23 protein-coding genes, 3 pseudogenes and 1 riboswitch are annotated in these 25711 nt (G+C 46.8%); of the genes and pseudogenes, 14 read left to right on the top strand and 12 right to left on the bottom strand.

Annotation, left to right across the window (positions count from 1 at the left end):
* Positions 1–31: 31 nt before the first annotated feature.
* Both M1D67_RS02660 and M1D67_RS02665 read right to left on the bottom strand, forming a co-directional pair.
* Positions 32–325: a DUF3817 domain-containing protein gene (locus tag M1D67_RS02660; protein ID WP_020450222.1), complete on the bottom strand. Its 294-nt coding sequence runs from the start codon at positions 323–325 to the stop codon at positions 32–34.
* An 84-nt stretch (positions 326–409) separates the two neighbouring features.
* Positions 410–820 carry a carboxymuconolactone decarboxylase family protein gene (locus tag M1D67_RS02665; protein ID WP_479831577.1) on the bottom strand — a complete coding sequence of 137 codons (411 nt, stop codon included), beginning with the start codon at positions 818–820 and terminating at the stop codon, positions 410–412.
* Positions 821–937: 117 nt separating this feature from the next.
* Here M1D67_RS02665 and lrpC point away from each other — a divergent pair, with 117 nt between their 5' ends.
* Positions 938–1366: a transcriptional regulator LrpC gene (gene lrpC, locus M1D67_RS02670; protein WP_023857895.1), complete on the top strand. Its 429-nt coding sequence runs from the start codon at positions 938–940 to the stop codon at positions 1364–1366.
* A gap of 70 nt (positions 1367–1436) precedes the next feature.
* Entirely contained in the window at positions 1437–3620 is a 2184-nt protein-coding gene (locus M1D67_RS02675; RefSeq protein WP_023857894.1) for a DNA topoisomerase III, read from the top strand.
* A gap of 158 nt (positions 3621–3778) precedes the next feature.
* Here M1D67_RS02675 and M1D67_RS02680 read toward each other — a convergent pair whose 3' ends face one another.
* The 3 genes from M1D67_RS02680 to M1D67_RS02690 are packed head-to-tail and all read right to left on the bottom strand — an operon-like array spanning position 3779 to position 7147.
* Positions 3779–4696, bottom strand: a complete 918-nt coding sequence (locus tag M1D67_RS02680) for a prephenate dehydrogenase dimerization domain-containing protein (RefSeq protein WP_025810087.1) — start codon at positions 4694–4696, stop codon at positions 3779–3781.
* Positions 4693–6789 (bottom strand): aminodeoxychorismate synthase component I, encoded by a 2097-nt coding sequence (pabB, locus tag M1D67_RS02685; protein ID WP_031305227.1) that lies wholly within the window; start codon positions 6787–6789, stop codon positions 4693–4695. The genes M1D67_RS02680 and pabB overlap by 4 nt, the downstream gene beginning before the upstream one ends.
* Positions 6758–7147 (bottom strand): chorismate mutase family protein, encoded by a 390-nt coding sequence (locus tag M1D67_RS02690; RefSeq protein ID WP_025810086.1) that lies wholly within the window; start codon positions 7145–7147, stop codon positions 6758–6760. The genes pabB and M1D67_RS02690 overlap by 32 nt, the downstream gene beginning before the upstream one ends.
* A gap of 996 nt (positions 7148–8143) precedes the next feature.
* Between M1D67_RS02690 and M1D67_RS02695 the strand changes: the two genes are divergently transcribed.
* A complete protein-coding gene (locus M1D67_RS02695; RefSeq protein ID WP_020450230.1) occupies positions 8144–9865 on the top strand; it encodes a pyruvate oxidase in 1722 nt (573 codons plus the stop codon).
* 138 nt (positions 9866–10003) lie between these two features.
* Positions 10004–10609, top strand: a pseudogene (locus tag M1D67_RS02700) (lytic polysaccharide monooxygenase auxiliary activity family 9 protein); the annotation flags it as partial.
* 119 nt (positions 10610–10728) lie between these two features.
* Here the strand turns inward: M1D67_RS02700 and M1D67_RS02705 are convergent.
* From M1D67_RS02705 to aspA, 5 genes are all read right to left on the bottom strand, one after another.
* Complete coding sequence (locus M1D67_RS02705) at positions 10729–10980, bottom strand: hypothetical protein (RefSeq protein ID WP_020450232.1); 252 nt, start codon at positions 10978–10980, stop codon at positions 10729–10731.
* 71 nt (positions 10981–11051) lie between these two features.
* The gene (locus tag M1D67_RS02710) at positions 11052–11603 is read right to left on the bottom strand and encodes a GNAT family N-acetyltransferase (protein WP_020450233.1); all 552 of its coding nucleotides are present in this window, start codon (positions 11601–11603) and stop codon (positions 11052–11054) included.
* A gap of 53 nt (positions 11604–11656) precedes the next feature.
* Complete coding sequence (locus M1D67_RS02715) at positions 11657–12937, bottom strand: Nramp family divalent metal transporter (RefSeq protein ID WP_020450234.1); 1281 nt, start codon at positions 12935–12937, stop codon at positions 11657–11659.
* Between the two features lie 182 nt (positions 12938–13119).
* On the bottom strand, positions 13120–13380 hold the full coding sequence (locus tag M1D67_RS02720) for a GlsB/YeaQ/YmgE family stress response membrane protein (protein ID WP_020450235.1): 261 nt from the start codon (positions 13378–13380) through the stop codon (positions 13120–13122).
* A 94-nt stretch (positions 13381–13474) separates the two neighbouring features.
* The gene (gene aspA, locus M1D67_RS02725) at positions 13475–14896 is read right to left on the bottom strand and encodes an aspartate ammonia-lyase (protein WP_020450236.1); all 1422 of its coding nucleotides are present in this window, start codon (positions 14894–14896) and stop codon (positions 13475–13477) included.
* Between the two features lie 306 nt (positions 14897–15202).
* On the opposite strand from aspA, the gene M1D67_RS02730 reads away from it, so the two are divergent.
* On the top strand, positions 15203–16417 hold the full coding sequence (locus M1D67_RS02730; RefSeq protein ID WP_256164236.1) for a macrolide family glycosyltransferase: 1215 nt from the start codon (positions 15203–15205) through the stop codon (positions 16415–16417).
* Here the strand turns inward: M1D67_RS02730 and M1D67_RS02735 are convergent.
* Complete coding sequence (locus tag M1D67_RS02735; RefSeq protein WP_020450238.1) at positions 16414–16860, bottom strand: DUF2188 domain-containing protein; 447 nt, start codon at positions 16858–16860, stop codon at positions 16414–16416. The two genes, M1D67_RS02730 and M1D67_RS02735, sit on opposite strands and share 4 nt — an antisense overlap.
* 117 nt (positions 16861–16977) lie before the next feature.
* Between M1D67_RS02735 and M1D67_RS02740 the strand changes: the two genes are divergently transcribed.
* On the top strand, positions 16978–17799 hold the full coding sequence (locus M1D67_RS02740; RefSeq protein WP_023857886.1) for an EcsC family protein: 822 nt from the start codon (positions 16978–16980) through the stop codon (positions 17797–17799).
* Positions 17800–17842: 43 nt separating this feature from the next.
* Here M1D67_RS02740 and M1D67_RS02745 read toward each other — a convergent pair whose 3' ends face one another.
* The gene (locus M1D67_RS02745; RefSeq protein ID WP_023857885.1) at positions 17843–19132 is read right to left on the bottom strand and encodes a Na+/H+ antiporter NhaC family protein; all 1290 of its coding nucleotides are present in this window, start codon (positions 19130–19132) and stop codon (positions 17843–17845) included.
* A 128-nt stretch (positions 19133–19260) separates the two neighbouring features.
* Here M1D67_RS02745 and M1D67_RS02750 point away from each other — a divergent pair.
* The 8 genes and pseudogenes from M1D67_RS02750 to M1D67_RS02785 form a co-directional block, all read left to right on the top strand.
* Positions 19261–19590 (top strand): annotated as a pseudogene (locus M1D67_RS02750) (cupin domain-containing protein); the annotation flags it as partial.
* Between the two features lie 69 nt (positions 19591–19659).
* Positions 19660–19950 (top strand): annotated as a pseudogene (locus M1D67_RS02755) (DUF4937 domain-containing protein); the annotation flags it as partial.
* Between the two features lie 101 nt (positions 19951–20051).
* A complete protein-coding gene (gsiB, locus tag M1D67_RS02760) occupies positions 20052–20492 on the top strand; it encodes a glucose starvation-inducible protein GsiB (protein WP_023857883.1) in 441 nt (146 codons plus the stop codon).
* Between the two features lie 389 nt (positions 20493–20881).
* Entirely contained in the window at positions 20882–21922 is a 1041-nt protein-coding gene (locus M1D67_RS02765; protein ID WP_023857882.1) for an AI-2E family transporter, read from the top strand.
* A gap of 71 nt (positions 21923–21993) precedes the next feature.
* Positions 21994–22135: riboswitch (cyclic di-AMP (ydaO/yuaA leader) on the top strand.
* 74 nt (positions 22136–22209) lie between these two features.
* The gene (locus M1D67_RS02770; protein WP_035337166.1) at positions 22210–23454 is read left to right on the top strand and encodes a dicarboxylate/amino acid:cation symporter; all 1245 of its coding nucleotides are present in this window, start codon (positions 22210–22212) and stop codon (positions 23452–23454) included.
* A 69-nt stretch (positions 23455–23523) separates the two neighbouring features.
* Positions 23524–24450, top strand: a complete 927-nt coding sequence (locus M1D67_RS02775; RefSeq protein ID WP_023857880.1) for an ABC transporter ATP-binding protein — start codon at positions 23524–23526, stop codon at positions 24448–24450.
* Complete coding sequence (locus M1D67_RS02780; protein WP_023857879.1) at positions 24443–25210, top strand: ABC transporter permease; 768 nt, start codon at positions 24443–24445, stop codon at positions 25208–25210. The genes M1D67_RS02775 and M1D67_RS02780 overlap by 8 nt, the downstream gene beginning before the upstream one ends.
* Positions 25211–25331: 121 nt before the next feature.
* Entirely contained in the window at positions 25332–25670 is a 339-nt protein-coding gene (locus tag M1D67_RS02785) for a hypothetical protein (protein ID WP_023857878.1), read from the top strand.
* The last annotated feature ends 41 nt before the right edge of the window (positions 25671–25711 follow it).

Genomic DNA, 25711 nt, shown 5'->3' on the forward strand with positions numbered 1-25711 from the left:
AAAAAAAAACCGCCGGGTTTCCCGGCGGTTTTTACTGATCATATTTTTTTAGTCCCCGGTCATAAAGGAAATTGCCGAACGGAACAAATGCGGCCACAAGACCGGCAGCCGGCCATTTCACAGACCACCTCAGCACAAAAGTCGCATACAACAGAACAAACAAATACAAAATAAACAATCCGCCGTGAAGCGATCCGACAATCGTAACGGCCATCGGATAATCCGCCCAATATTTAAGCGGCATGGCGATAAATAGCAGGATTAAAAGCGACATGCCTTCAATAAAACCCATCAACCGAAGGCGGCCAATCGGCGTTTGCAGCATAGTATACCTCCTGTGGAGTGATAGTCTACCTTTATACTATAAACCAAAAGGGGACAAATATGACAGGTTTTTTCTCCGTTGGATTTATGCGTCTGCCGGAAGCTTCATTAAAGCGCCGAAATATTGCTGAGCAGTCGTAAAACAAATAAATGCGGTCAATTCCGTTATTTCTTCTTCTGAAAACACTTCTTTTAAAACATCAAACTGCCTGTCTGAAACGCGCTCCCTCTGCGCCAAAAAGACCTCTGCAAACCCCATTGCAAAGCTCGTTTTCTGCTGATTCGGGATATCGGGTTTCCCCTTTGCCTTGCAATATTCGCATCCGTTTCCCTGAGCCAGCACGCGGCGCACCTGCTCCTTCAGTTCCTTTGATAAAAAGCCGTCTCCTGACAGCTCCTCAGCTAAAGCCGTCCAGTTTGACATCAGGCTTTCGGAGTGTCCGAGCAGCCGCTGAAACGGCGTCTCTCCTCTGTCTGAAAAATTGATTCTTGTCATATGATGATCACCTCTTCATAATCATATATAAGCAGAAGTGAAAAATGAATTTCGAACGAAAGAATTTTCATGATAATATTAAAATGATGAAATAGAATGAAGGGAATAAAGTTACATATGAAAATTGATGACCTCGATTTTAAAATCATAGCCGAATTAAAGAAAGACAGCCGTTTATCGATGCGGGAGCTGGGCAGGAAGATCAGCCTTTCCGCGCCGTCTGTGACCGAAAGGGTCAGGCGGCTCGAATCGTTCGGCGTCATTAAAAAATATACGCTGGACATCGATTACCAAAAGGTCGGCCTTCCCGTATCCTGCATCATTGAAGCAACGGTGAAAAACGGGGAATACGAAAGGTTTAAAGCATATATCGAACGCCTCCCGAATATTGAATTCTGCTACCGGATCGCGGGAGCCGCCTGCTATATGCTGAAAATCAATGCAGAGAGCCTGGCGCAGATCGAAGCGTTTATCAATGAAACATCACCATATGCCCAAACCGTGACACACGTCATTTTTTCTGAAATTGAAATAAAGGAATCATGAACATTAGAGCTGCATCTGTATCATCTGTTATAATAAAAGGATGCATGAACAAGAAAGTGATGTGATGGACTTGTCTAAAACAGTCGTTTTAGCAGAAAAACCTTCAGTCGGCCGTGACTTGGCCCGCGTGCTGAAGTGTCATAAAAAAGGAAACGGATATCTTGAAGGCGACCGCTATATCGTGACATGGGCGCTCGGCCATCTGGTCACATTGGCGGACCCTGAAGGATACGGAAAGGAATTCCAGTCTTGGCGGCTTGAAGATCTGCCAATCATCCCCGAGCCTTTAAAGCTCGTCGTCATTAAAAAGACCGGAAAGCAGTTTCAGGCGGTTAAATCGCAGCTGATCAGAAAAGACGTCAAAGACATCGTCATAGCAACCGATGCCGGCCGGGAAGGCGAGCTTGTCGCCCGCTGGATTATCGAAAAAGCAAAGATTACGAAGCCATTGAAGCGCCTGTGGATTTCATCGGTCACAGACAAAGCGATTAAAGACGGATTTAAAAACTTAAAGAACGGCAAAGACTTTGAAAACCTTTACCATTCAGCCGTGGCTCGAGCTGAAGCCGATTGGATCGTCGGCATCAACGCGACGAGGGCGCTGACTACGAAATTCAACGCCCAGCTTTCCTGCGGACGCGTACAGACGCCGACATTGGCGATGATCGCGAAAAGAGAGGAAGATATCAAGAACTTTAAACCCGTCCCTTATTTCGGCTTGCGTGCAGCGGTTGACGGTATGACGCTGACGTGGCAGGACAAGAAGACGAAGCAGACCCGCACTTTCAACGCGTCTGTGACGTCACAGCTTGCAGGAGCGCTGCAAGGCAAACCGGCCGCTATCGTCGACTTGAAAAAAACGGCGAAAAAAAGCTTTGCCCCCGGACTTTATGATCTGACCGAGCTGCAGAGGGACGCCCATAAACGCTACGGATTTTCCGCAAAAGAAACGCTGTCCGTTTTGCAGAAGCTCTATGAGCAGCATAAGCTCGTCACCTATCCGCGGACGGACTCAAGATTTCTTTCTAATGACATCGTCCCTACGCTGAAAGACCGTTTGGAAGGCATGCAGGTGAAGCCTTATGCTCAGCATGTGACCCGGATCTTAAAGCATGGCGTTAAAGCCAATAAAAGCTTTGTTAACGATGCGAAAGTATCCGATCACCACGCGATTATTCCGACGGAAGAGCCGCTTGCGCTCGGCGCGTTAAGCGAAAAGGAAAGAAAGCTTTACGATTTGATCGCGAAGCGCTTCCTCGCCGTTTTAATGCCGCCGTTTGAATATGAAGAAACTAAAGTGTTTGCCGAAATCGGCGGAGAAACCTTTACGGCAAAAGGGAAAACCGTTCAGTCGCAAGGCTGGAAAGCGGTGTACGATTTCGCAGACGAAGATGATGACGAGGAAGAAAAGGATCAAACCCTTCCTAAACTCGCAAAAGGCGACACGCTGTCCGTCCGGTCTTTGACAGAGACGAAGGGTGAAACAAAACCGCCGGCGCGGTTTAATGAAGGAACATTACTGTCTGCGATGGAAAATCCGGCCGCATTTATGCAGGGAGAAGAAAAAAACCTTGTGAAAACTCTCGGAGAGACGGGCGGACTCGGGACGGTGGCAACACGCGCCGACATTATCGAAAAGCTGTTCAACACGTTCCTGATCGAGAAAAAAGGAAAAGATATCTATATCACCTCAAAAGGAAAACAGCTCCTTGAGCTTGTTCCGTCAGATTTAAAATCTCCTGCCCTCACCGCTGAATGGGAGCAGAAGCTGTCAGGCATTGCGAAAGGAAAACTGAAATCCTCCGCCTTTATCAAAGAAATGAAGGAGTACGCAAAGCAGACGATCAGAGAAATCAAAAGCAGCAATCAAACGTTTAAGCATGACAATATCACAGGGACTCATTGCCCTGACTGCGGAAAACTGATGCTGAAAGTAAACGGCAAACGCGGCACAATGCTCGTCTGCCAGGACAGGGAGTGCGGCCACCGCAAAACAGTCGCCAAACAGACGAACGCCCGCTGCCCGAACTGCCATAAGCGCATGGAACTGCGAGGACACGGAGAAGGCCAGACATTCGCCTGCGTCTGCGGCCACAGAGAAAAACTCTCCGTTTTCGAAAAGCGCAGGGCAAAAGACAAAAATTCAAAAGCATCAAAACGCGATGTACACTCCTACATGAAAAAGCAAAACAAAGATGAGCCAATCAACAACGCGCTCGCCGAACAGCTGAAGAAGCTGAAGCTTGATCAATAATCATCAAACAGCCTGCCGGAAACGGCAGGCTGTTTTAATGTGACCAAATATCACAAAACTAGCGAACTTGTCAGTGGAAAAGTCGCGAATCTACACGATATTTTCATACTTCTATTTATCCCGGAAAGCTGTTCAAAGGAATCAGTTGTTTATAAAATTCAATTAACCGGGGGATTGGTTTGGCTGTGCTTTCCCTCCTTTGGTGCGATTGGCCCTTCAAAGATACTAGTACAGAGATCTTGGTAATGGGCTATTTCAGATCCAAATACCTCTCGGGATTTACGCATCAGTTCGGTGAATACGGACTGATCCCTCACCGATTCATTCAACGATGCAACTGCTTCAGCCAGTGCAGCACGAGCCGTCATTGCTTGGTGGTTCACGGATTGGACGTCCCAATACACATCCGGTGTTCCAGAACTAATCCGTGCCAGTAGCGCAAGCATAGTTGCATGCGGAGGGGGTGCAAGAGAACCAAGTTTTGCAATGTCAACATCTAATTCTGCGAGCGCCAATCCAAAGGTGAGTATCGCTGCATGAGTGAGTGCTTGCAAAGCCGCGGCCAATTGATCATGCTCCTCAGCTTCTAATAGCACCGGACGACCTTTCCAATCTAAAATCATCTGAATCAAATGACTTCCTTTAGGCCCATCGTTTTGAACGATGACAGCTACCGGTCTACCCACGATACTAAGGCTGGGAGCAAACATAGGGTTAAGACCTATGCTTTCGAAAGGCAAACCCAAAGCGTGTATTTTGTTAAATATGGGTGATTGTACAGAAAGAGTGTGCGCCAAGAGAGAATCAGGCTTCATTAACGTCCCGACAACTTTTACTGCTTGAAGAGCCGCGGTCTCTGGTAAAGCGAGCATCACCATGTCGGCCTTTTGGATCTTATCTTTGGCCTGTGGAGTCGGAACAGTGATGTCACATTTCATGAATTGTCGACGAACAGAAGGAGGATTCATATCGATAATACATACTTCAACACCCGATTCTTCAAGAAGGTCTGCAAACATCCCGCCAACGCCGCCGGCTCCTCCCGCAATCACACACTGCCTTATTTCCTGACTCATCTTGAACCTCCCACTGCAGAGACTTCCGCTGCTGCGATAGCTGAGACCATAGCTCGCGCTTTAACCTGAGTTTCTTTGAATTCCTCTTCTGGATCTGACAATGCTACGATCGCTCCTCCGACACCAAAAGTCGCCTTGTCATCGGTCACAACAACTGTGCGGATAACAATACTAAGATCCGCAGCTCCACTCAGTCCAAACCAGCCGAGGCTGCCCGAGTAGACACCGCGGGGGCCCTTCTCGAGTCGGTCTATGATTTCCATCGTCCGAATTTTCGGAGCACCGGTCATCGAACCGCCTGGAAAAGCAGCGCGGACGCAATCAACCGTTGATTTGTCCGGACGTATAGTGCCGCGAATCGTCGAGATCAACTGGTGAACTGGTGCATATGTTTCTACATCGAAAAGCTTAGGTACATGAACAGATCCTATTTCACAAACAGTGTTAAGGTCATTTCTGACTAAGTCAACGATCATTAAGTTCTCTGCGAGATCTTTTTCATCACTTAGCAACTCATTTCGTAATTGGTGATCTTCAGCAGAAGTCCTGCCTCTCATCCGGGTACCCTTGATCGGTTTGGACTCAACGATACGATCAGCACCGATTGAGAGGAACCGTTCCGGAGAGGCACTTAGTACTGCTGCATCCGCAAAGTTTAAAAATGCCCCATAGGGAACCGGACTGATTCTTCTCAGATGCGTATACGTAATCCAAGGATCTATAGGGGTATAAACAGTTGCGGAATTAGTCAAACATATCTCATAGGATTCACCATTACGGATTTCTTCTAAGCAATTGTTGATCAGTTGAAGATAAGAAGGCCGGTTATGCCGAAACTCGATTGGGATATTGTGGTCTGGCACGGATGTAAGGACTGAATCCTTGTCCGAATCGTTTGCTGCAGCAGGAATGTCATTCAAGATTCGCTCTGCCGTATTTAGCCAGTTGAGTGCTTGCTTATCCTCATCCCCAGTCGAAAGACACAACAGATAGGCTTCCTGTTCAAGATGATCAAAAACAAGCATGCGGTCAACGAAAAGCAGGGCTGCATCAGGAATCTCAGATTGATACCGGCTGCTCCCGCAAGTTTCAGCTTTTAGCTCATAGCCAATGTAGCCCACATAGCCGAGATTGAAGTCAAAGGGAAGGCCTTCCGGAGTAGATGTTGCCCGACGGCAGATTTGCTCATCAAGATAATCATAAAATGACTGTTGAATGAACTCCGTCTCTTGACCCGAACGTTGTACTTTTACAACACCCTCTGCTACTCTATAGGTCAAATATTCAGCATTCTCTCCCGCACCATCGCCAAGATAGGAAAATCGTGACAAGCCTTCGATGACACTGCTGCTGTCAAGCCAGAATCCATGAGGTGCATCAGCAAATAGTGTCTGGTAACTTAACTGAGCGTCTGGAAATCCCGATAATTTTCGAAAATGGATCCGGTAGAAATCGCTTTTAGAATGGGAAGGCTCCTTTAATTTGGGAGACGGTCTGGATCGTTCAGTGCGCTTCGGAGTCAGGTCTCTAAAGTTGGCAAGCAACTCGTGCCCATAATGACTGCAGATTGACTCGGGGTGGAATTGCACACCCCAAATCGGCAGATTGCGGTGTCGAAGCCCCATAATCAACTCATCTTTTGTCCACGCAATCGCTTCCACATCATCACCCAGATCAGTAACGACAAGGGAGTGATAGCGTACGACAGAGAACTCAGGAGGAAGCCCGTCAAAGATATCAACCCCTGAATGGTGAATGACTGATGTTCGTCCATGCATAGGCTCAGAAGCATGGTTCACCTTCCCGCCAAACAAATGAGCTATGCCTTGATGTCCAAGACAGACTCCGAGGACTGGCAGCTTAGCTTCTTGAATAATAGTTGCATTAATACCAAAGTCCTCAACCCGTTCCGGTCGACCGGGGCCTGGGGAGATCACGATGTTGTCAATCTCATCAATCGGCACTTGTGACCAGTCCACATCATTACGGACAACTATTGGCGGTCGGCCATTTACTTCGCCGATCAATTGATACAGGTTGTAAGTAAATGAATCATAGTTGTCAATTAGAAGTGTTTGTATCCCTGCCCCCATTAAACAATTCCTCCCTTTTTCTTTTTTGACCGGCCAGGCTTGAAGAAATGTCCTGTCTCCGATTTTCTGAATGGTCAATTACGATATCCTCAACCCTGCACGTTTCAGAAATAATGAGCTCATAAAGGTTACGCAAAAACTCTTGACTTAAACCATTCTCGTCAGCGTATCGAGCTGCCCGTTCCTGGACAAAGTTAATTCGGTGCGGCTGCATCATCGGAATATTATACTCGCGTTTGTATAATCCAATCTTAATGCAGCATTCTAAACGTTCTTTCAATGTATCCAACAGTTGTTCATCAATACGATCAAGTTTTACACGCAGGCCCTCAAGCCCCTTTTCTATTTCTGATAACATGTAAATGCCTCCAATTCTAAATTCTTTTGATAAAAGAGAGGGACTTTACCTTGACGATCCGCGTCTCTCCTTTTCACCCGAAACTTAGACTATGAAGTATACGGTTAATAAGATAAGAAGATTTGAGTGTTTCGACTATAGTTTCAGTGAAATTACCTTCAGACCGCAACAACCGAATCTCGAAGACAGATGGCTTCCACAACACTTGAAACTGATAATCTGCAGCATTATGAATACCTAACGTGCCGAGGAGACTTAACAAGCGGATTGAAATTGTCGTGGTATCTGCATTAATAGAATAGACCAGCTTGTCCTTCTAAAATGGAGTAACCTTTATACAATGCCGCATGACAGGTGGATTCACATACGTACGAGCACTGCTGACCCATCAGATCAGGATGATTGGATAAACAATCCAGTATCAAATGCTAAAAATTTTATAAAAGCAGATTATAATAGTTGCCGCCACGACCACCCCTGTGTTTGACGAAGGATTTAACAATCTTAACTTTCATCGATGCTATGCAAATTCGGTTTATTTCTGTTAAATTATAACTCTGAACCTAAATTATAACAATTTAAATATTAAAAAAAGTTTCAACACTTGTGTGAATGAACTGCGCCGCAATTGCTCTAAAGGATGAAGACCAAATGAAAAGGCATGAGTGCCATACAATTCCGGACTCATGCCAGTCTAACCGCTTCATGACATTTTATTGTCTAACTTCGCTGGGGCATATCAAAATGAGTGGCAGCCTTTTAGTAGATTTGATCATGTATACATGGAGTGGTGCTTAGGATAGGTGCCGCCGGATTTACCGGGCATGGCTTCAAGTTCAGCAGTGTGGCGGAGAGATCTTTATGCGAGATGAGTACGGCTGGGAACACAAAGCATGAAACAGCCGCTGTCGTGGTTTCCTTCACTTTCGTCAGCATGCCGGATCACGTTTCCCGGCAGCGAAAAAGTGGTATGGAAGAAACAAAGGAGGACGTGATATGGCAAACAAAACCGCAGGAAAAGTAGCTGCAGAACTGCTGAAGGAATGGAATATTGATCATGTTTACGGCATGCCGGGGGACAGCGTCAACGAATTTATCGATGAATTGCGGCATGAAGAAAACAGCCTCCGCTTCATTCAAGTGCGCCATGAAGAAACCGCTGCTCTCGCTGCCGCAGCTGATGCGAAGCTGACAGGCAAAATCGGCGTCTGCCTTTCGATAGCGGGCCCGGGTGCCGTTCATCTGCTGAACGGATTGTATGACGCGAAAGCTGACGGGGCGCCTGTGCTGGCGATTACAGGGCAGGTGTCTTCGAATGAAATCGGAAGAGATTACTTTCAGGAGATCGGTCTTGAACGAATGTTTGAGGATGTGGCTGTCTTTAATCAGCAGGTTCATTCGGCCGAAGCCCTGCCTGACCTTTTAAATCAGGCGATCCGTACCGCCTACAGCCAAAAAGGGGTCGCCGTACTGAGCGTATCCGATGATCTGTTTGCGGAAAAGATTAAGCGGAAGCCGGTTTATACGTCTGCGCTTTATATTGAAGGCGATCTTCAACCGAAGCAAAGCCAGCTGATGCAGTGTGCACAATTGATTAATCATGCGAAAAAGCCGGTGATTTTAGCCGGAAAGGGAATGAAATCGGCAAGAGATGAGCTGCTCGAGTTTGCCGATAAAGCGGCCGCACCGATCATCGTTACGCTCCCCGGGAAAGGAGTCGTACCCGATCGGCACCCGCACATGCTCGGGAATCTCGGACACATCGGTACAAAACCCGCATATGAAGCGATGGAGGAAAGCGATCTGTTGATCATGCTGGGGACTTCTTTTCCGTACCGCGATTATCTTCCGGAAGATGCGCCGGCTATTCAGCTTGATAACAACCCGGCGAAAATCGGCAAACGGTATCCTGTCACCGCCGGCCTTGTCTGCGATGCGAAAAAAGGGCTTATGGAACTGACGAAAACCATTGAACGGAAATCGAACCGCGCATTTTTGGAAAGCTGTATACAACATATGAGGAAGTGGCGTTATGAAATTGAAAAAGACGAACAGGTGGCGACAGAACCGCTCAAGCCTCAGCAGGTGATTGCAAGGCTTGAGGACGCAGTCGCCGATGATGCGGTCCTGTCTGTTGACGTCGGAAATGTGACGGTTTGGACGGCGCGCCATTTTAATATGACCAATCAGGATTTTCTGATTTCAAGCTGGCTTGGCACGATGGGATGCGGTCTTCCAGGCGCGATTTCCGCAAAGCTTTCCAATCCGGAGCGCCAAGCTGTAGCCGTGTGCGGAGACGGCGGCTTCAGCATGTCCATGCACGATTTTCCGACTGCTGTCAAATATGACCTGCCCATTGTTGTCGTGATTTTAAATAATCAGAACTTGGGAATGATTCAATATGAACAGCAGGAAAAAGGGCATGTTAATTATGCAACAGCGCTTGAAAACGTCGATTATGCCAAGTTTGCCGAGGCCTGCGGCGGGAAGGGCTTCAGCGTGACAAAGCACGAAGAGCTCATTCCGGCTTTGAAAAATGCCTTTCAATCACAAAAGCCGTCGATTATCGATGTGGCAATAGCAGATGAACCGCCGCTTCCGGGAAAAATATCTTATACACAAGCTGTCAACTACAGCAAATATATGATCAAAAAACTGGTTGAGAAAAAAGAGCTCGACTTGCCGCCGCTGAAAAAAAGTTTAAAAAGGATTTTTTAGTATGATGCCAAGGGAGATCGTCCCTTGGCTTTATCATGTTCAGATGTTAAAATTTGATGGATAGTATTGGAATATCCGCGTTTTTTCTTTTTGCATCAAAACCCGTCTCAACACGATAAAAAGAGAGGGGATTGAAACGTGGATTATTTTAAGAAAAGTACCTTCAGTACAGCTTTCATACTATCAGCCGGATTGCTGTTGATGTCAATCATTCCTCAGCACGCCTTCGCTCATGGTTTTGTCGAAAAACCAGGGAGCAGAGCGGCTCTGTGCAGTGAGGCTTACGGACTTCTCAATCTGAACTGCGGAAGCGTGATGTATGAGCCGCAAAGCCTGGAAGCGAAAAAAGGGTTTCCGCATGACGGCCCGGCAGACGGACAAATAGCATCCGCGGGCGGACTGTTCGGCGGGATTCTTGATCAGCAGTCGGAAAATCGCTGGTTTAAACATATCATGACCGGCGGGGAACACACCTTTACCTGGACATATACCGCCCCCCACAACACCAGCCAATGGCACTACTATATCACCAAAAAAGGCTGGGATCCTGACAAACCGCTAAAGCGTGCAGATTTCGAACGGATTGGAACCGTTCCGCATGATGGTTCCCCTGCATCCCGCCATTTATCTCACCAAATTTACATTCCAGAAGACCGCTCCGGGTATCATGTGATATTGGCCGTTTGGGATGTGGCTGATACTGAAAACGCTTTCTATCAGGTGATCGACGTTGATCTAGTGAACAAATAAAGCCCAGTAGTCTGAAAACCGATTTGTGAATCAGCGGGTTTTGGTGCAAACAGAGAAAATAAGTAATCAAAAACCCCGGCATGTTTTGGGAAAGCCGGGGTTTTTGGTATTCGTTATTTCTTTTTCTTCATGGCGGCAGCCATGAACGGCAGCAGGGTGCCGAACAGCATTGTGCCGCCGAAGAAATTCCCGAGGTAAGGCTGTCCGATCAGGTAACAGACGGCAAATACAGCCGCAGCAAGACCGATCATGATATAGCCTGGATAAAACCTTTTTTTAAAGCTTGTCCGCTGGGTCACCCGGAAAAATATCAGCCCGATGACGAGCGGGACAATCCATAGGTAAAACAGTATAAATACTTTCATAATCAAAACTCCATATTTTTTTATCTATCATACCAGATTGCAGTATAAAATGCGTGTGACAAATCCCGGACTCATTTGCTGCGGGCGAGGTATTCCTCCTTCAGGAGCCCGTATACGAAATGGTCGGCGAAGTGGTCGTGGAGCCACTCGCATTGCCTGAGGCAGCCTTCTTTCGTGAAGCCGAGCCTTTCCGGAATAGCCTGGCTTTTTACGTTTTGAACAGCGGCTCTAATTTCAATTCTGTTTAAATCGTATTCGCTGAAAAGCGTGTCGATCAGCGCCCGGCAGGCATCAGTCATCAGCCCTTTTCCTTGAAAAGGCTCCCCCAGCCAATAGCCGATCGAAGTCGTACGGTTGATCCAATTGATATAATGGAGTCCGATGATTCCGGCAAAATGGCCTTGATGCCATATTCCCGCTTGAAACCCGTTGTTCGCAGCGGCCTGTTTCATGCATTCTTCGATAAAAGCTTCGGTATCCTCCAGCTGCTTTGTGCCGTCCACCCAAAACAGCCATTTCCGCAACACATCTTTAGACTGCTGGATCTGCATATAAACTGCTTTGGCATCTTTTGGTTCGAGCATTTTTAAATAAAGATCATCACGCACCATTAATTTAAACATCCAGAATCCCCCTTTTCTTCAGTATAATATAAAAAAGCCGACCAAGGTCGGCTTTAACCAGAAAATGTATCGTAAATCAAGAAAATATTAAGGGCGACGATTAAGGCGGCGATCAGCCAGGAGACGGCTGTTATCCACTTCGCATTTTTCAGGCTCCCCATAATGCGTTTATTGCTCGTAAATAAGATAAGCGGGATAAGGGCAAAGGCGATCCCGAATGACAGGACGACCTGGCTCAAGACAAGAGCGGTTGTCGGATTTACCCCTGAAGCAATAATAGCGATAGGCGGCAACATCGTAATGAACCGTCTTAAATAAAGCGGAATCCTGAAATTAATGAAGCCCTGCATGATAATATCTCCTGAAAGCGTTCCGACAGACGAACTTGATAAACCGGCGATTAACAGGCCGACGCCGAACAGTACGGCGGAAAGCGGACTGACCATGCTGCTGAAGTGGCTGAAGGCCACATCAAGGTCTTCGACAAAAATGCCGTTCTTATAAAACAGTGCAGCGGCGACGATCAGCATGCTCGCATTGATTGCTCCGGCAATCAGCATGGCGATTAAAATGTCGATGAACTCAAACCGGAATATCTTCTTCTTTTCCGCTTCCGTTTTTCCGATCACTCTCCGCTGGGTGAGAGCGGAATGGAGATAGATGGCGTGCGGCATCACGGTCGCTCCCAAGATTCCCGCCGCCAGCAGGATGCTGTCTGCACCATCGAAGCGGGGAACAAACATGCCCTCCAAAACCGAACCGATATCAGGTTTTGCAAAAAAGGTTTGAAAGGCAAAAGCGATCACGACGATGAACAGCATTCCTGTTATCGCCGCTTCTAGCGGCCTGACGCCGCGCCTTTGCAGTTCCAAAATCGCGAAAGATCCGGCGGCTGCAATAATCGATGCTTCAAGCATCGGTATGCCGAACAGCAAGTAGAGACCGAGAGCAGCTCCGATAAATTCAGCCAAGTCGGTCGCGATCACGACAAGCTCTCCTTGAATCCACAAGCCGATGGAGACCGGTTTAGGGAATTCTTCCCGGGCGACTTCGGGCAGATTTTTACCCGTTGCAATTCCGAGCTTGGCAGACAGCGACTGAATCAGCAAAGCCATAATATTTGAAAAAAGAATCACCCATAAAAGCAAGTAGCCGTATTTCGAACCAGCCGCGATATTTGTGGCGAAATTGCCGGGATCAATATAAGCTATAGCCGCGATAAACGCCGGACCCAAAAAAGGGAGCAGCCTTTTGAAGCCTTTGCTTTTTCCGTCCAGTGCATCTTGAGCTTCTTTTGATATTTGCGAGTGTTTGGACAAATCGTGACTGACCATTTGATTCACCTAGATTCTCAGTTGTTTTTCCTTGTACATAAAAGTTTCCTTAGTGCAAAAATTATATCATCATCATATGCCCGCGATGATCAATTGTCAACCATAAGATGTTATAGTATATGCGCGAACGGTTTCGCCCAAACAAAAAACCAGCACCGCTTTTGGGCGATGCTGGCCGGATATTATGCCTGAGAACCCATTCTCCCGCGGAAGATTAGGTTTAAAATGAAGACGAGAATTGCGGCTCCGATTATCGCCGGAAAGATGGCGAATCCCGCAATATCAGGCCCCCACGTTCCAAGCAGCCCGTGGCCGATCCAGGCTCCGATAAAGCCGACAACCATGGAGCCGATAATACCTCCTGGTGCACCGTGGCCTCCGATTGCGCCTCCTATTAAACCGATGACAATCGCTACGATTAAAGAAACGAGAAATCCTAACATTGTCTTTCCACCTCTTTCAATTGATTTATATTACATGTTTAGCCCGTCTCGGGCGTCTATAAACGCTTGAAAGCATATTGAGAAAGACGGCTGGCTATTCCTCGAGAAGCGAAGCACCTGCGATGCCCGGATGCGTCATTTCATACGGATCCAGAATGAGATCCAATTCTTCCTCTGTCAAAACATCATGGAGCAAACACAGCTCGCGCACTGACCGTCCTGTGGCGATCGCTTCTTTTGCAATTCGTGCGGCAGCCTCATAGCCGAGGTGCGGATTGACGGCCGTAATCGTTCCTACGCTTTTTTCAACGAATTCCTTCAGCCTGATCTCATTCGCTTCAATCCCGGTGATGCAGTAATCGGTAAATACGCGAAATCCGTTGTTCATGATTTTAATCGACTGCAGCAAATTAAAGACGAGTACGGGCTCCATCACGTTTAACTCAAGCTGCCCCGCCTCTGATGCAAGGCAGATGGTATGATCGTTGCCGATCACCTGAAATGCGATCTGGTTCATCAGTTCAGGCATCACCGGATTCACCTTGCCGGGCATGATGGAGGAGCCGGGCTGGCGGGGCGGCAGCCGGATCTCGGCAAGCCCTGCCCTCGGGCCTGACGCCATTAAACGCAAATCGTTGGCGATTTTGGACATGTTCATCATGCCGACTTTCAAAGCAGCCGATACTTCTGTGTAGGCATCCGTATTTTGTGTGGCATCGACAAGATGGTCTGCGCCTTTCAGCTGATAGCCGCTGATATCTGAAAGGTGTTCGACAACGCTTTGAATATATCTCGGATCAGCGTTTAAACCTGTGCCGACAGCGGTGGCCCCCATATTGACTTCATAGAGATGATGCTGCGACTGCCTGATCCGCTGAATATCGCGTTCGATGACCCGGGAATAGGCTTCGAATTCCTGACCGAGCCTGATCGGAACGGCATCCTGAAGATGAGTGCGGCCCATTTTGATAACGGAATCGAACTCCTCCGCTTTTTGGCGGAAGGCATCCAGCATATGTTCCATCGTCGATATAAGCTGTCTTAAGTGATTCAATGTGGCCAGATGAATGGCTGTCGGAAACACATCATTCGTTGATTGGGCCATATTGACATGTGTGTTCGGGCTTAAATGGAAGTAATCACCTTTTTCTTTTCCTAAAAGCTCCAAACCTCTGTTTGCGATAACTTCATTTGTATTCATATTCATTGAAGTGCCGGCGCCGCCTTGAATGGGGTCGACAATAAAATGATCGTGCCAGAGCCCTTCCGCTATTTCGCCGGCCGCTTTTACAATGACTTCGCCGAGCTCTTTATATAAACGTTTAATATCCATATTGGCGAGAGCCGCCGCTTTTTTGACCATTGCCAAAGCTTTAATCAGCTCTTCATCAATCCGGTAGCCTGTAATCGGAAAGTTCTCCACGGCCCTCATGGTTTGTACGCCGTAATAGGCGTCAGCCGGAACTTCTTTTTCGCCTAGAAAATCCTTTTCGATCCTGGTTGCTTTCGTATCCATGGCAAAACCTCCGTAGGTTGTTTCTTATGATGTATTGTGCCTCGATCGGCCGTGTTTTAATTTGCTTTTAAAAAAAGGAAAATCGTCTTCTGATTGGGGCTGTCAAGTAATAAAGAGCCTGTTTTCTCTAATAATATACGCTCATTTGAATGGCAAAAAAATTTAAAGGAAAGATATGCAGAAACAGACAAATGGTTATATAGTTATGTTTATGTATTATTAACTTAATTAAATTTCTTTACTTCATTTGTCTTTTTGTAGTAAATTTCCTTATATAAATTTTCGTATGAGAAAGGAAGAGCTGTGATGGGACATGTACTGATGATCAATTTCCCGGGGGAGGGGCACATCAATCCCTCTCTTGGCGTCACAAAGGAGCTGCAAAGACGAGGAGAAAGCATCGTCTATTATGCAGTTGAGGAATACGCTGAAAAAATTAAAAAAACAGGGGCGGAAGTCCGTTTATACCCGGATTTCAGAGAGGCTTTATCACCCGGGAAAGAAAGAGAAAAGATGGACTTTGCCGAGTTGGTATACAATATGTCAGGTAAAGTCGATGAGATCGTTCAGCTCATCTGCCAGGAAGTCAGGGACGAGTCTTATGATTATGTGATATATGACCATCACTTTTTGGCGGGGAAAATCATTGCTGAAATGCTTGGGCTGCCGAGCGTTTCGTTATGTACGACATTTGCAATGGACGAGACGTTCGCAAAAACGTTTACCCTGCAAGGCGACCTTGAAAGCTCGCCGTATTTTGAAAAATTGAAGCAATCCCTTGGCGAATTAAGTGAGCGGTACCCCGTCAGTCTCGACAAGCCGTTTGGCGTATTCTCCTGTCCGGGGGACATTACGATTGTCTTTACCTCCAGGGAGTTTCAGCCTCATGCCGAGCAATTTGGAAATGACTATTTGTTTGTCGGGCCGTCGATTACGAGCAGACAGGATCCAGGCAGCTTCCCGTTCACTGAGCTGGAGGGGGAAACCGTCATCGTGATCTCGATGGGCACGATCTTTAATCAGCAAAAAGAGCTGTATCATATGTGTATCGAAGCGTTGAAAGACTTTGACGGCAAGGTGGTTATGGCTGTTGGGAAATCAACGGACCCCGCGGATCTCGGCACCATACCGGATCATTTTATCGTGAGGCCGTATATCCCGCAATTGGAGGTTTTGAAAAAAGCCGATGTATTTGTCACCCACGGCGGCATGAACAGTACAAATGAAGGCCTGTATTTTGATACGCCGCTCATCGTCATTCCGATGGGTGCTGACCAGTTTTTCGTCGCAGCTCAGGTGGAACGGACAGGGGCCGGGATCAAGCTTGATAAAAATGAACTTTCTCCGGCTGTTTTACAAAAAACGATTGAAGATATGCTTGAAAACCGCTCCTATAAAGACGGCGCCGCCAAAATCGGCCGCTCGCTCCGCGATGCCGGCGGCTATCAAAAAGCAGCTGATGCTGTATTGGAGTTGGCGGGGAAAAAAGTAAGACGCTCCAAAAACGGAGCGCCCCGTTAATTCATCCTGATCTTCCGCTCCACACTGCCGTCTTTTTTATGGACGATGACGGCAGTGCCTTTGTTTTCGGCTATTTCTTTCGCCCGTTCGACGGCTTCTGCTTTTGTATCCTTTACTTCGCTGGCCCGCTTGGCGTCTTCGGCTTTGACTGCCCAGCCTTTTTCGTGTTTAATGACATGCTCGCACTTTTCCGCAAGCTCCGGCCTGCTGCTCGAACCGCTGTCACCGCGTACCGTTTCATCAGCTTCCTCCGCATAGGATTTGAGTTCGCTTTTGCTCCTGTTATCCGCCCATTCCTTCGCCTGACTCGTCGCGATCGGAATCGCCCGGCTTTCGTCGTATCCTTCGTCTACCATTGCATTCGCAATTTCAATGGCTTTCTTTTTTACCGGTTTGTCCAAATGTTTCAATGAAGCGGGATAGTCTTCCATTGACCATGGCATTTGATCATTCCTCCTTTTACATAAAGGTTTACCCTCCGGCTGCCGATCAAAAAACACGGATTCATAAAGTGAATCATTGTATACTATAAAAAAACACATTGAGAGGGCGAACCTTCTGTGCGCAACGATAAAACAGATTTGGAAAACGAACTGAAAAAAATTGAAAAATGGGAAAAAGAGCAGCAGAAAGCGTGGTTTTGGGAAAGGATCGGGCGGCTGCCGTTCAAGGTTCTGGACAAGCTTACACCGGCATTCATTCAAGATAAAATCGGTCTCTTGCTCGACGAAATCGGCGGCTTTATTCAAAACGGCGGCCAATATTTGACGTCCGAAAAACATCTGATCCGCCAGTTTCAAAAAAAGCTGCCGGATGAAACGATCGAAACGGTCGAAGATATTCAAAGGGCTCCTTTGGAAGTGATGGATCAAATGTGTGAAAACCTCGGAAAAAACAGGGCGAATACCGCGGCTGTCCAAGGAGCGACAACAGGTGTCGGCGGCTTATTCACGCTTGCCGTCGATATTCCCGCCATCCTCGGCCTTTCATTGAAGACATTACAGGACATCGCGGTGTCTTACGGCTACGATCCTAAAGAAAAAACGGAGCGTATGTTCATTATTAAATGCCTGCAGCTCAGCGCCGCTGATATTGTCGGGAAAAGGGCGATCATTCAGGAACTCAGCCGATACCATCTACAGTCAGGCTCACGGGAAAATATGATTTCGCAAATTCAAGGCTGGCGGGAGGTTGTTTATACATACCGCGATTCTTTCGGATGGAAAAAGCTGTTTCAAATGGTGCCCGTCGCAGGCATCCTCTTTGGCGCAATCTCAAACCGTTCAATGGTGAACGGCGTTGCCGAAACAGGAATGATGATGTATAAAAAACGGAGGATCATGGAAAGGCTTGCGGAGCTGGACGCCGCAGAAACAGAGTGATAAAAAGGCTGCCGTTTCGATAACGGCAGCCTTTTTCATAGAGTTACGCTTTTTCCGTAAAGCGAGGCAGTCTGAAGATAATCGCGCATATGCCGCAGACGCCGATCAAAATCGGATAAAAAGAATAAGGAAGAATGCTGACAGGCGATATTTTCGCGATTTGTGCAGCTGACAGCATTTGCGCGCCGTAAGGAATCAATCCTTGTACCACACAGGAAAAGATATCGAGGATGCTCGCCGATTTCCTATTGTCGATTCCGTACCGGTCGGATAAATCTTTTGCCAGCGGTCCCGCTGTAATAATGGCAATCGTATTGTTGGCCGTCGCCAGGTTTGCCGCGCTGACAAGGCCGGCAATGCCCGCTTCCGCTCCTTTTTTTGAACGGATTCTCCGCGATACAAATTGAAGGAGAAATGCGATCCCGCCGTTTCGCTTCATCATTTCCGCCATTCCGCCAATCAGAAGCGATAAAATGATCAGTTCGGACATCCCGCCGATGCCTTCGGTGATCGCGGTTAAATACGTATGAAGCGTCAGGCTGCCGTCGGAAATACCGATTACTCCGGCTAACACGATGCCGCCGAAAATAACGGCCATAACATTAAATCCGAGAAGAGCGAATATCAGAACACCGAGATACGGCAGCACCTTCACCCAGCTGTAAGTCCCGGCTTGTGCGGCAGGATGCCCTCCGGCTGAAAACACCATCAGCAGGATGACCGTGGCAACCGCGGCAGGCAGGACGATCAGGAAATTCGTTTTAAACTTGTCCGACATTTTCGTCTTTTGTGTGCGGACAGCGGCAATGGTCGTATCGGAAATAAATGATAAGTTATCACCGAACATCGCGCCCCCCACAACCGCAGCAACCGAATAGGCCGCCGGAACGCCGATTTCGGCGCTGATCCCTGCTGCGATCGGAGCGAGCGCAGCAATCGTTCCGGTTGACGTGCCCATCGACACAGAGATAAACGCAGCGATGATAAATAAACCGGCAACCATAAACTGCCCCGGTACAAACGAAAGCGCAAGATTAACGGTTGATTCAACGGCCCCCATCGCCTTTGCGGCTGATGAAAACGCGCCGGCCAAAATAAAGATCATCACCATGATCATAATATCGGGGTGTCCGGCGCCTTTCGCAAACCACTCCGTCTTTTGGCTGAGCTTCTCCTTACGGTTCATCGCCAGTGAGACAACCGATGCCGCAAGCGCCGCGGCCACGATTGGCAGGCTGTAAAAATCGCCTGTGATCAAGCCTGATCCAACGAATAAACAAACAAATAAAAACAGCGGCAAAAGCCCTGAAGCTTTTCCGTTTTGATTTTGCATGATGTACACCTCTTCTATAGGTTCAAACCGTTTTTTCACCAATATCCAACACTTTAAAAGGCGAACGCTCAAAAGTCAAATGGTAAAATAAGTTCGGGAGAAAATCAAATGAAAGAGGAGTGAAGCTGATGGATCGCAAAACGAGTCTTCTTGAATTGACAAAGAAAGTCACAGAAAAGCATGCCAATTTTTCCGTTTCGGAAGTGAACGACCATTGTATGCGAATTGCTGTTTTGGAGGGCGAATACGTATGGCATTTCCATCCCGGCTCAGATGAGCTGTTTATTGTTTTGGAAGGAGAGCTGTTGATCGACTTTCAGGACCGTCCCACAGAAGTCCTGAAAGCGAACGATTCCCTGCTGATTCCGAAAGGCGTCATTCACCGGACGCGCGCTGATGTAAGGTCGGTTAACCTTTGTATAGAAAAAACTAATGCGGAAACCGTCCCGTTCGCGGAAGGGAATGTGCTGAAGCTGATACGGTGCAAACCAGCCGGACAACAGCTTCATGCATTCAGCGAGGCGCAGGCCAAATGGGCTCCGCTGCAAAACGTCAGCGGATTCATCAGACAGTGGGGTGGATGGATGGAAACAGAAAACGGGCCGGAAGCCCTTGTCCTCGTGCTTTGGAAATCAAAGCGCGATTATTTGAACTTTATGGCCGATCATCATGATGCAATATATGAAAGAACGAATCAGAAAGGTACGTTCGAATCCATCAACATTACCCTGTTTGAAGAGCCTGCCGAGATATCTAAGACGCTGCAGAACAATACGCCGGCTCCGGTACCGGAATGGACGGTAAAAGGCAGCGGATGATTGCATGATTCCCGGACTCTTTCGTGAATGTGCTATTTGTGTTTACTCTTTTTGAAATGTGGAATGTAAAAACCATAACACTTCAAAAGGAGGAATCGAAAATGGCAAACAATAATGACAACAACAAAATGAGCAGGGAAGAAGCAGGCAGAAAAGGCGGAGAAAAAACAAGCCAAAACCATGATAAAGAATTCTACCAAGAGATCGGTCAAAAAGGCGGAGAAGCAACAAGCAAAAATCATGACAAAGAATTCTACCAGGAAATCGGCGAAAAAGGCGGGGAAGCCACAAGCCGTAATCATGACAAAGAATTCTACCAGGAAATCGGTGAAAAAGGCGGAGAAGCCACAAGCCGTAATCATGACAAAGAATTCTACCAGGAAATCGGTGAAAAGGGCGGAGAAGCCACAAGCAAAAACCATGACAAAGAATTCTACCAGGAGATCGGTCAAAAAGGCGGAGAAGCCACAAGCCGAAACCATGACAAGGAGTTCTATCAAGAAAACGGTGAAAAAGGCGGACGCCAAAGAAGAAGCGGTTAATGTACGGTGAAGAGAGGGGCTGACAAACAGTCCCTCTCAGCGTGTCGACAAACCCTCGCATTCGTTGTCAGGCCTGCGCGTCGGTGCTCACGAATTGCAACATTCGCTCCGCCCCAATGCTCGGCCTTCCTAGACTGCAAGGGTTGAGGGTCACGCTGAAAGGATTTTGTCAATAATCTGGAGGGGCTGAACATCAGCCCCTCCTTTTTTATGGAAGATGCCTGCCGCTGCCGCACGAGCGCTCATATTAAAATATTATTAATTATTGATCTTCTGAAGAGATTTCCGGTCTGTTTTGTTATATAATTTACAGATGATGCATCAAATTGTAATTATAAAAGTTTGAATGCTAAAAGTTAAGGACTAAAGTACTGGTGGGAGTGTACCGAATGGCAGCGTTGATTAAATTTTTTCAGCATCCTGGGGTCAGGCGTTTTTCAGTTTTTGTTGTATTGGCGGGAGTTTTATATCTGTTCCGCAGCATGATGAATCTCATATTGCTCACATTTATCTTTACGTTTTTGATGAACCGTCTGGAAAATGTGATCCGCGGTTTTTTAAACCGCTTTATTAAAGTCAGCCAGAGACTGATTATTTCCTGTTTGTATGCGGCTCTTGCCATCGCGCTTTCGATCGGCGGTGTGGTCTATTACCCCGTGATCGTCACCCAGATTCAGCAGCTGATCAAACAAGGAAAGTATATTGCTTCTCACCCTGACAGCATTCCTTTTCTCGATATGATCACCGGTATGTTCGGCGATATCAATTTGACATCCTATTTGGAAAAAGGTCTTAACTTTATCTATACATATATCACAGATATTAGCGCGTTTGGCCTGCAGGTGGTTATGTCATTGGTTCTCAGCATGTTCTTATTGATCGAAAAAGACAAGGTCTTGAGCTTAATGGATAAATTTAAGACGAGCAAAATAGCCATTTTCTACGAGGAAATTGCTTACTTTGGTAAAAAATTCACGAGAACGTTCGGAAAGGTGCTTGAGGCTCAGTTTATTATCGCCTCCATCAATTGCGCATTGACGACCATTGCCCTCGCGATTATGGGTTTTCCTCAGCTATTCGGCCTTGCTGTCATGGTGTTTTTCCTCGGGCTGGTTCCGGTCGCAGGCGTTGTGCTCTCCCTTATTCCGTTAAGCATTATCGCCTACAGTATCGGCGGAATCGCTTATATCGTATCACTGGTATTGGTCATCATGATCGTCCATGCGATAGAGGCCTATTTCCTCAATCCGAAACTGATGTCCGCCAAGACGGAGCTGCCGATTTTCTTCACGTTTATCGTGCTGATTTTTTCTGAACATTTCATAGGGATTTGGGGTTTAATTATCGGTATTCCGATATTTGTTTTCCTGCTTGATATCCTTGATGTCACAAGTCAAGAGAAAAGCCGAACAGCGGGCACCCGAAAATAGCATATATTTGTAAATCAGAAAATTTGGTTTACATATTTCGAATTTTCAGGTATAACTGTTATATAACGAAATAGCGCCACACGTTTAATCCTTTAGTAGGAGTGGGGGACCCGATCATTTGGGGTGAATTTTTCTGTTCCCGTGCGAACTGAAAGACGGACATCTCTTCGTCCGAACCCGTCAGCTAACCTCATCAACGTGAAGAGAGTCATGTGGAACCAATTTTAATGGTAAAAGCCCATGGGAGATCTCTCATGGGCTTTTTTTGGAAAGGGGAGATATGTTATATGAAGTTAGCAACAAAAATTATTATCGCTCTATTACTCGGTGCAGTCGTCGGTATTATACTGAACGTCACTTCGCCGGATTTATTTAGCAAGCTTAATACATTTTTATTCGGGCCGCTCGGCACGATCTTCCTCAACTTAATTAAAATGCTCGTTGTACCGATTGTTTTCTTTTCTCTCACTTTAGGGGTAGCAGGACTTGGAGATCCAAAGAAACTGGGCAGAATCGGTGCCAAAACGATTTCTTTCTTTTTAGTTACAACGGCAATTGCCATTATTATCGGACTTATTTTAGCGTTGGTCATCAAACCGGGAACCATCGGAACGTATGATACAAGCGCAGCGGAATATTCAGCACAGAAAGCGCCAAGCATTGCCGAAACGCTTTTGAATATCATTCCGACAAACCCGGTTCAGGCAATGGCTGAAGGAAATATGCTGCAAATCATTGCTTTCTCCATTTTGGTCGGTCTCGGAATTACGATGCTCGGCAAAAAAGCGGACGCTCTTCTCAAAGTGGTTGAACAAGGTAACGATCTCATGATGTATCTCGTCAATCTCGTCATGAAGTTCGCACCGTACGGTACGTTCGGCTTGATTGCCGGGGCAATCGGAAGTCAAGGCTGGGACGCCATTAAAGCAATGGGGCTTTATATGATCGTCGTCATTCTGGCGCTGTTCATCCACACCATCGTCACATACGGCTCAGCGATTGCGTTTTTGGCAAAGCGGAACCCGCTCACATTCTTTAAAGATTTTTCAGAGGTTATGCTTGTTGCCTTCAGTACGTCAAGCAGCAACGCGACGCTTCCGGTTTCGATGGATGTCGCTCAAAGAAAGCTGAAAGTGCCAGAGCCGATCTCAAGCTTTGTTCAGCCGCTTGGAGCTACGATCAACATGGATGGCACGGCGATTATGCAAGGGGTAGCGACGGTCTTTATCGCTCAGGTGTACGGCAATGACCTGTCACTGACACAGCTGTTGATGGTTGTTCTCACCGCAGTGCTTGCCAGCATTGGAACAGCGGGTGTTCCGGGTGTCGGACTGATTATGCTCGCCATGGTTCTTCAAACAGTTGGCCTTCCAGTTGAAGGAATTGCGCTAATATTGGGAATTGACCGACTTCTAGACATGATTCGTACGGCTGTCAATACAACAGGTGATGCAGCATGCGCAGTCATCGTCACCGAAACGGAAAAGAAACACGGCAAAATCGAAGCCCCTCATAGTGAAGTGTCCGTGTAACTCAAAAATGATATAATCAAACAGTGCCTTTTCGGCACTGTTTATTTTTTTGGGAAAGAGGAGGGGGCTATGACAAAGCAGCCTGTTTTACATATAGAAAATGTTGATAAAATCATAGACGGCAAAACGATATTGAAGGATATCCGCTTAACGGCGGATGAAGGGGAGATCATCGGCCTGCTTGGACCGAACGGATCAGGAAAAACGACCCTCATCAAATTGATTACCGGGTTAATTAAAATGAAGAGCGGATCAATTGTCATAAACGGCTTTCCGATTGACCGCCAATTTGAAAAAGCGATCCGGTCGGTCGGAGCCATCGTTGAAAATCCAGAATTTTATCCGTATCTGACAGGCTATGAAAATCTGAAACACTATGCAAATATGCACGCTGGAATCGGTCGGGATAGACTGGCGGAAGTGATCAGCAGGGTCGGGCTAGAAGATGCCGCAGAAGACAAGGTCAAAACATACTCGCTCGGAATGAAACAGCGCCTCGGTATTGCCCAGGCGATTCTTCACCGGCCGAAGCTGCTGATTTTGGACGAGCCGACAAACGGATTGGACCCGGCGGGAATGAAAGATTTCCGCGAACACTTGCGTGAGCTTGCCGAAGAAGAAGGAACGGCGATCCTGTTTGCGACCCACTTGCTGAAGGAAGTGGAAGATTTGTGCGATCGGGTCGTCATTCTTCAACAAGGGAAAATCAAATCAACCGTCGTCCTCAATGATGCGGATGAAAAGCAGGAAAAGGCGATGCTGGAGGTACAGCCCTATGACAAAGCGCTTCAGTGGCTGAAAGACCAGGGATACGAAGCCCGCGCCGAAAAAGGTCTCCTCGCCGTAAAGGTGGCGAAAGCGCAAATTCCTGCTTTAAATCAACAGCTTGTCGCCAATGAGATTGACGTCTATTCGATCGCTCCGTTTAAGCAGTCTCTCGAGGATGAATATATGGCGCGGACGAATGGAACGGAAGAGAGGAATACTGATGTTTAAACTGATTCAAAACGAGCATGTTAAATTGCTGAAGCGAAAAGTAACATTTGTATCGCTGGCGCTGATCGCAGTCTTTCAATTTCTCCTCGCGCTCATAACGAAAAGAATCCTGATGAGCGCCGGGACAGAGGATCATTTTATCGGCTATTTTTCATTCACCCCAAACCTGAATATCCTCTTGCAGGGGCTTTCGATTGTGGTGGCGGCTTCAATTATATCTTTTGAATATGATAAAAAGACGATTAAATTTTTGCTGATCCGCCCTGTCAGAAGAGAAAAAATTCTTGTTTCAAAATACGTGACGAGCGTGCTCGCAAGCATTTGGCTCTTTATCATTTACTACGGATTTTCTTTATTGTTCGGTCTGCTCTTTTTCGGCGTGAAGCTCGACGAAAAAGCGGAGCCGCTCTTTATCAATACGGTGACAATGATCGGTACGCAGTGGTTTGAAGTATGGATGATGGTTTCCTTTGCGTTTTTATGCTCTGCATTGTTTAAAAGCAGCGCGCTCAGCATCATGGTGTCGATCGTCGTGTTGTACGGCGCCAAAATGCTTGTGACGATCATGTCTTATTTGGAAAAACCGCTCGGTAAATTTTTGTTGTTCGCTAATACTGATTTAACGCAATACGCCGGTGAGGCCAAGCCGCTTTTTAGCGGGATGACGCCTTTGTTTTCACTCGTCATCGTCTTTCTCCATCTCGTGTTTTTTCTCGGAACGGCGTGGTGGGCCTTTTGTAAACGCGATATGAAAGTATAAAATATTTTGTCTAAAGTGTGACAAAAGGAATGACATTTTTGTGAAATATGTCGTAATTACCGTGTGAATTTCCTATCCTAAATTATAATTTTAGGATAAGGGAATGGGGGATGAGACATCCATGAAAAAATTTATTACGGCATTGCCGATTGTATTGCTGTTGTCATTTTCATTTGTTTCTTTTGCCTTTAATTTCGATCATCTTGTCTATTTTAGACTTGCGCTCGGGCTCTTTTCGCTCGCAGGTTTGTTTCTGTTATATAAATTGAAAAACGGCGTCCGCTTCTTTATGGCGTATCTTTATGGAAGCTGGGTCGTGCTGGCCGGAATCGCCGCATATGAAGAACCGCTTTTTTCCGATTTCTTCTTCGGCGGTCTCACGATCACGATGGGCTACTTAACCTACATGCTGATTTATCTCGGTATGAAGGTTGACCGTCGCGGCGGTCAAGCCGTTTAGTCAAAAGCGCACCTCGCTGAAGGTGCGCTTTTTTGTTTTGC

This window comes from Bacillus sp. PK6-025, assembly GCF_056530265.1.

What these genes read in the sequence shown, in the direction of transcription:
- M1D67_RS02660 (WP_020450222.1), bottom strand. Translation starts at nt 325, where the DNA reads ATGCTGCAAACGCCGATTGGCCGCCTTCGGTTGATGGGTTTTATTGAA.
- M1D67_RS02665 (WP_479831577.1), bottom strand. Translation starts at nt 820, where the DNA reads ATGACAAGAATCAATTTTTCAGACAGAGGAGAGACGCCGTTTCAGCGG.
- lrpC (WP_023857895.1), top strand. Translation starts at nt 938, where the DNA reads ATGAAAATTGATGACCTCGATTTTAAAATCATAGCCGAATTAAAGAAA.
- M1D67_RS02680 (WP_025810087.1), bottom strand. Translation starts at nt 4,696, where the DNA reads ATGAGTCAGGAAATAAGGCAGTGTGTGATTGCGGGAGGAGCCGGCGGC.
- pabB (WP_031305227.1), bottom strand. Translation starts at nt 6,789, where the DNA reads ATGGGGGCAGGGATACAAACACTTCTAATTGACAACTATGATTCATTT.
- M1D67_RS02690 (WP_025810086.1), bottom strand. Translation starts at nt 7,147, where the DNA reads ATGTTATCAGAAATAGAAAAGGGGCTTGAGGGCCTGCGTGTAAAACTT.
- M1D67_RS02695 (WP_020450230.1), top strand. Translation starts at nt 8,144, where the DNA reads ATGGCAAACAAAACCGCAGGAAAAGTAGCTGCAGAACTGCTGAAGGAA.
- M1D67_RS02705 (WP_020450232.1), bottom strand. Translation starts at nt 10,980, where the DNA reads ATGAAAGTATTTATACTGTTTTACCTATGGATTGTCCCGCTCGTCATC.
- M1D67_RS02710 (WP_020450233.1), bottom strand. Translation starts at nt 11,603, where the DNA reads ATGTTTAAATTAATGGTGCGTGATGATCTTTATTTAAAAATGCTCGAA.
- M1D67_RS02715 (WP_020450234.1), bottom strand. Translation starts at nt 12,937, where the DNA reads ATGGTCAGTCACGATTTGTCCAAACACTCGCAAATATCAAAAGAAGCT.
- M1D67_RS02720 (WP_020450235.1), bottom strand. Translation starts at nt 13,380, where the DNA reads ATGTTAGGATTTCTCGTTTCTTTAATCGTAGCGATTGTCATCGGTTTA.
- aspA (WP_020450236.1), bottom strand. Translation starts at nt 14,896, where the DNA reads ATGGATACGAAAGCAACCAGGATCGAAAAGGATTTTCTAGGCGAAAAA.
- M1D67_RS02730 (WP_256164236.1), top strand. Translation starts at nt 15,203, where the DNA reads ATGGGACATGTACTGATGATCAATTTCCCGGGGGAGGGGCACATCAAT.
- M1D67_RS02735 (WP_020450238.1), bottom strand. Translation starts at nt 16,860, where the DNA reads ATGCCATGGTCAATGGAAGACTATCCCGCTTCATTGAAACATTTGGAC.
- M1D67_RS02745 (WP_023857885.1), bottom strand. Translation starts at nt 19,132, where the DNA reads ATGCAAAATCAAAACGGAAAAGCTTCAGGGCTTTTGCCGCTGTTTTTA.
- gsiB (WP_023857883.1), top strand. Translation starts at nt 20,052, where the DNA reads ATGGCAAACAATAATGACAACAACAAAATGAGCAGGGAAGAAGCAGGC.
- M1D67_RS02765 (WP_023857882.1), top strand. Translation starts at nt 20,882, where the DNA reads ATGGCAGCGTTGATTAAATTTTTTCAGCATCCTGGGGTCAGGCGTTTT.
- M1D67_RS02770 (WP_035337166.1), top strand. Translation starts at nt 22,210, where the DNA reads ATGAAGTTAGCAACAAAAATTATTATCGCTCTATTACTCGGTGCAGTC.
- M1D67_RS02775 (WP_023857880.1), top strand. Translation starts at nt 23,524, where the DNA reads ATGACAAAGCAGCCTGTTTTACATATAGAAAATGTTGATAAAATCATA.
- M1D67_RS02780 (WP_023857879.1), top strand. Translation starts at nt 24,443, where the DNA reads ATGTTTAAACTGATTCAAAACGAGCATGTTAAATTGCTGAAGCGAAAA.
- M1D67_RS02785 (WP_023857878.1), top strand. Translation starts at nt 25,332, where the DNA reads ATGAAAAAATTTATTACGGCATTGCCGATTGTATTGCTGTTGTCATTT.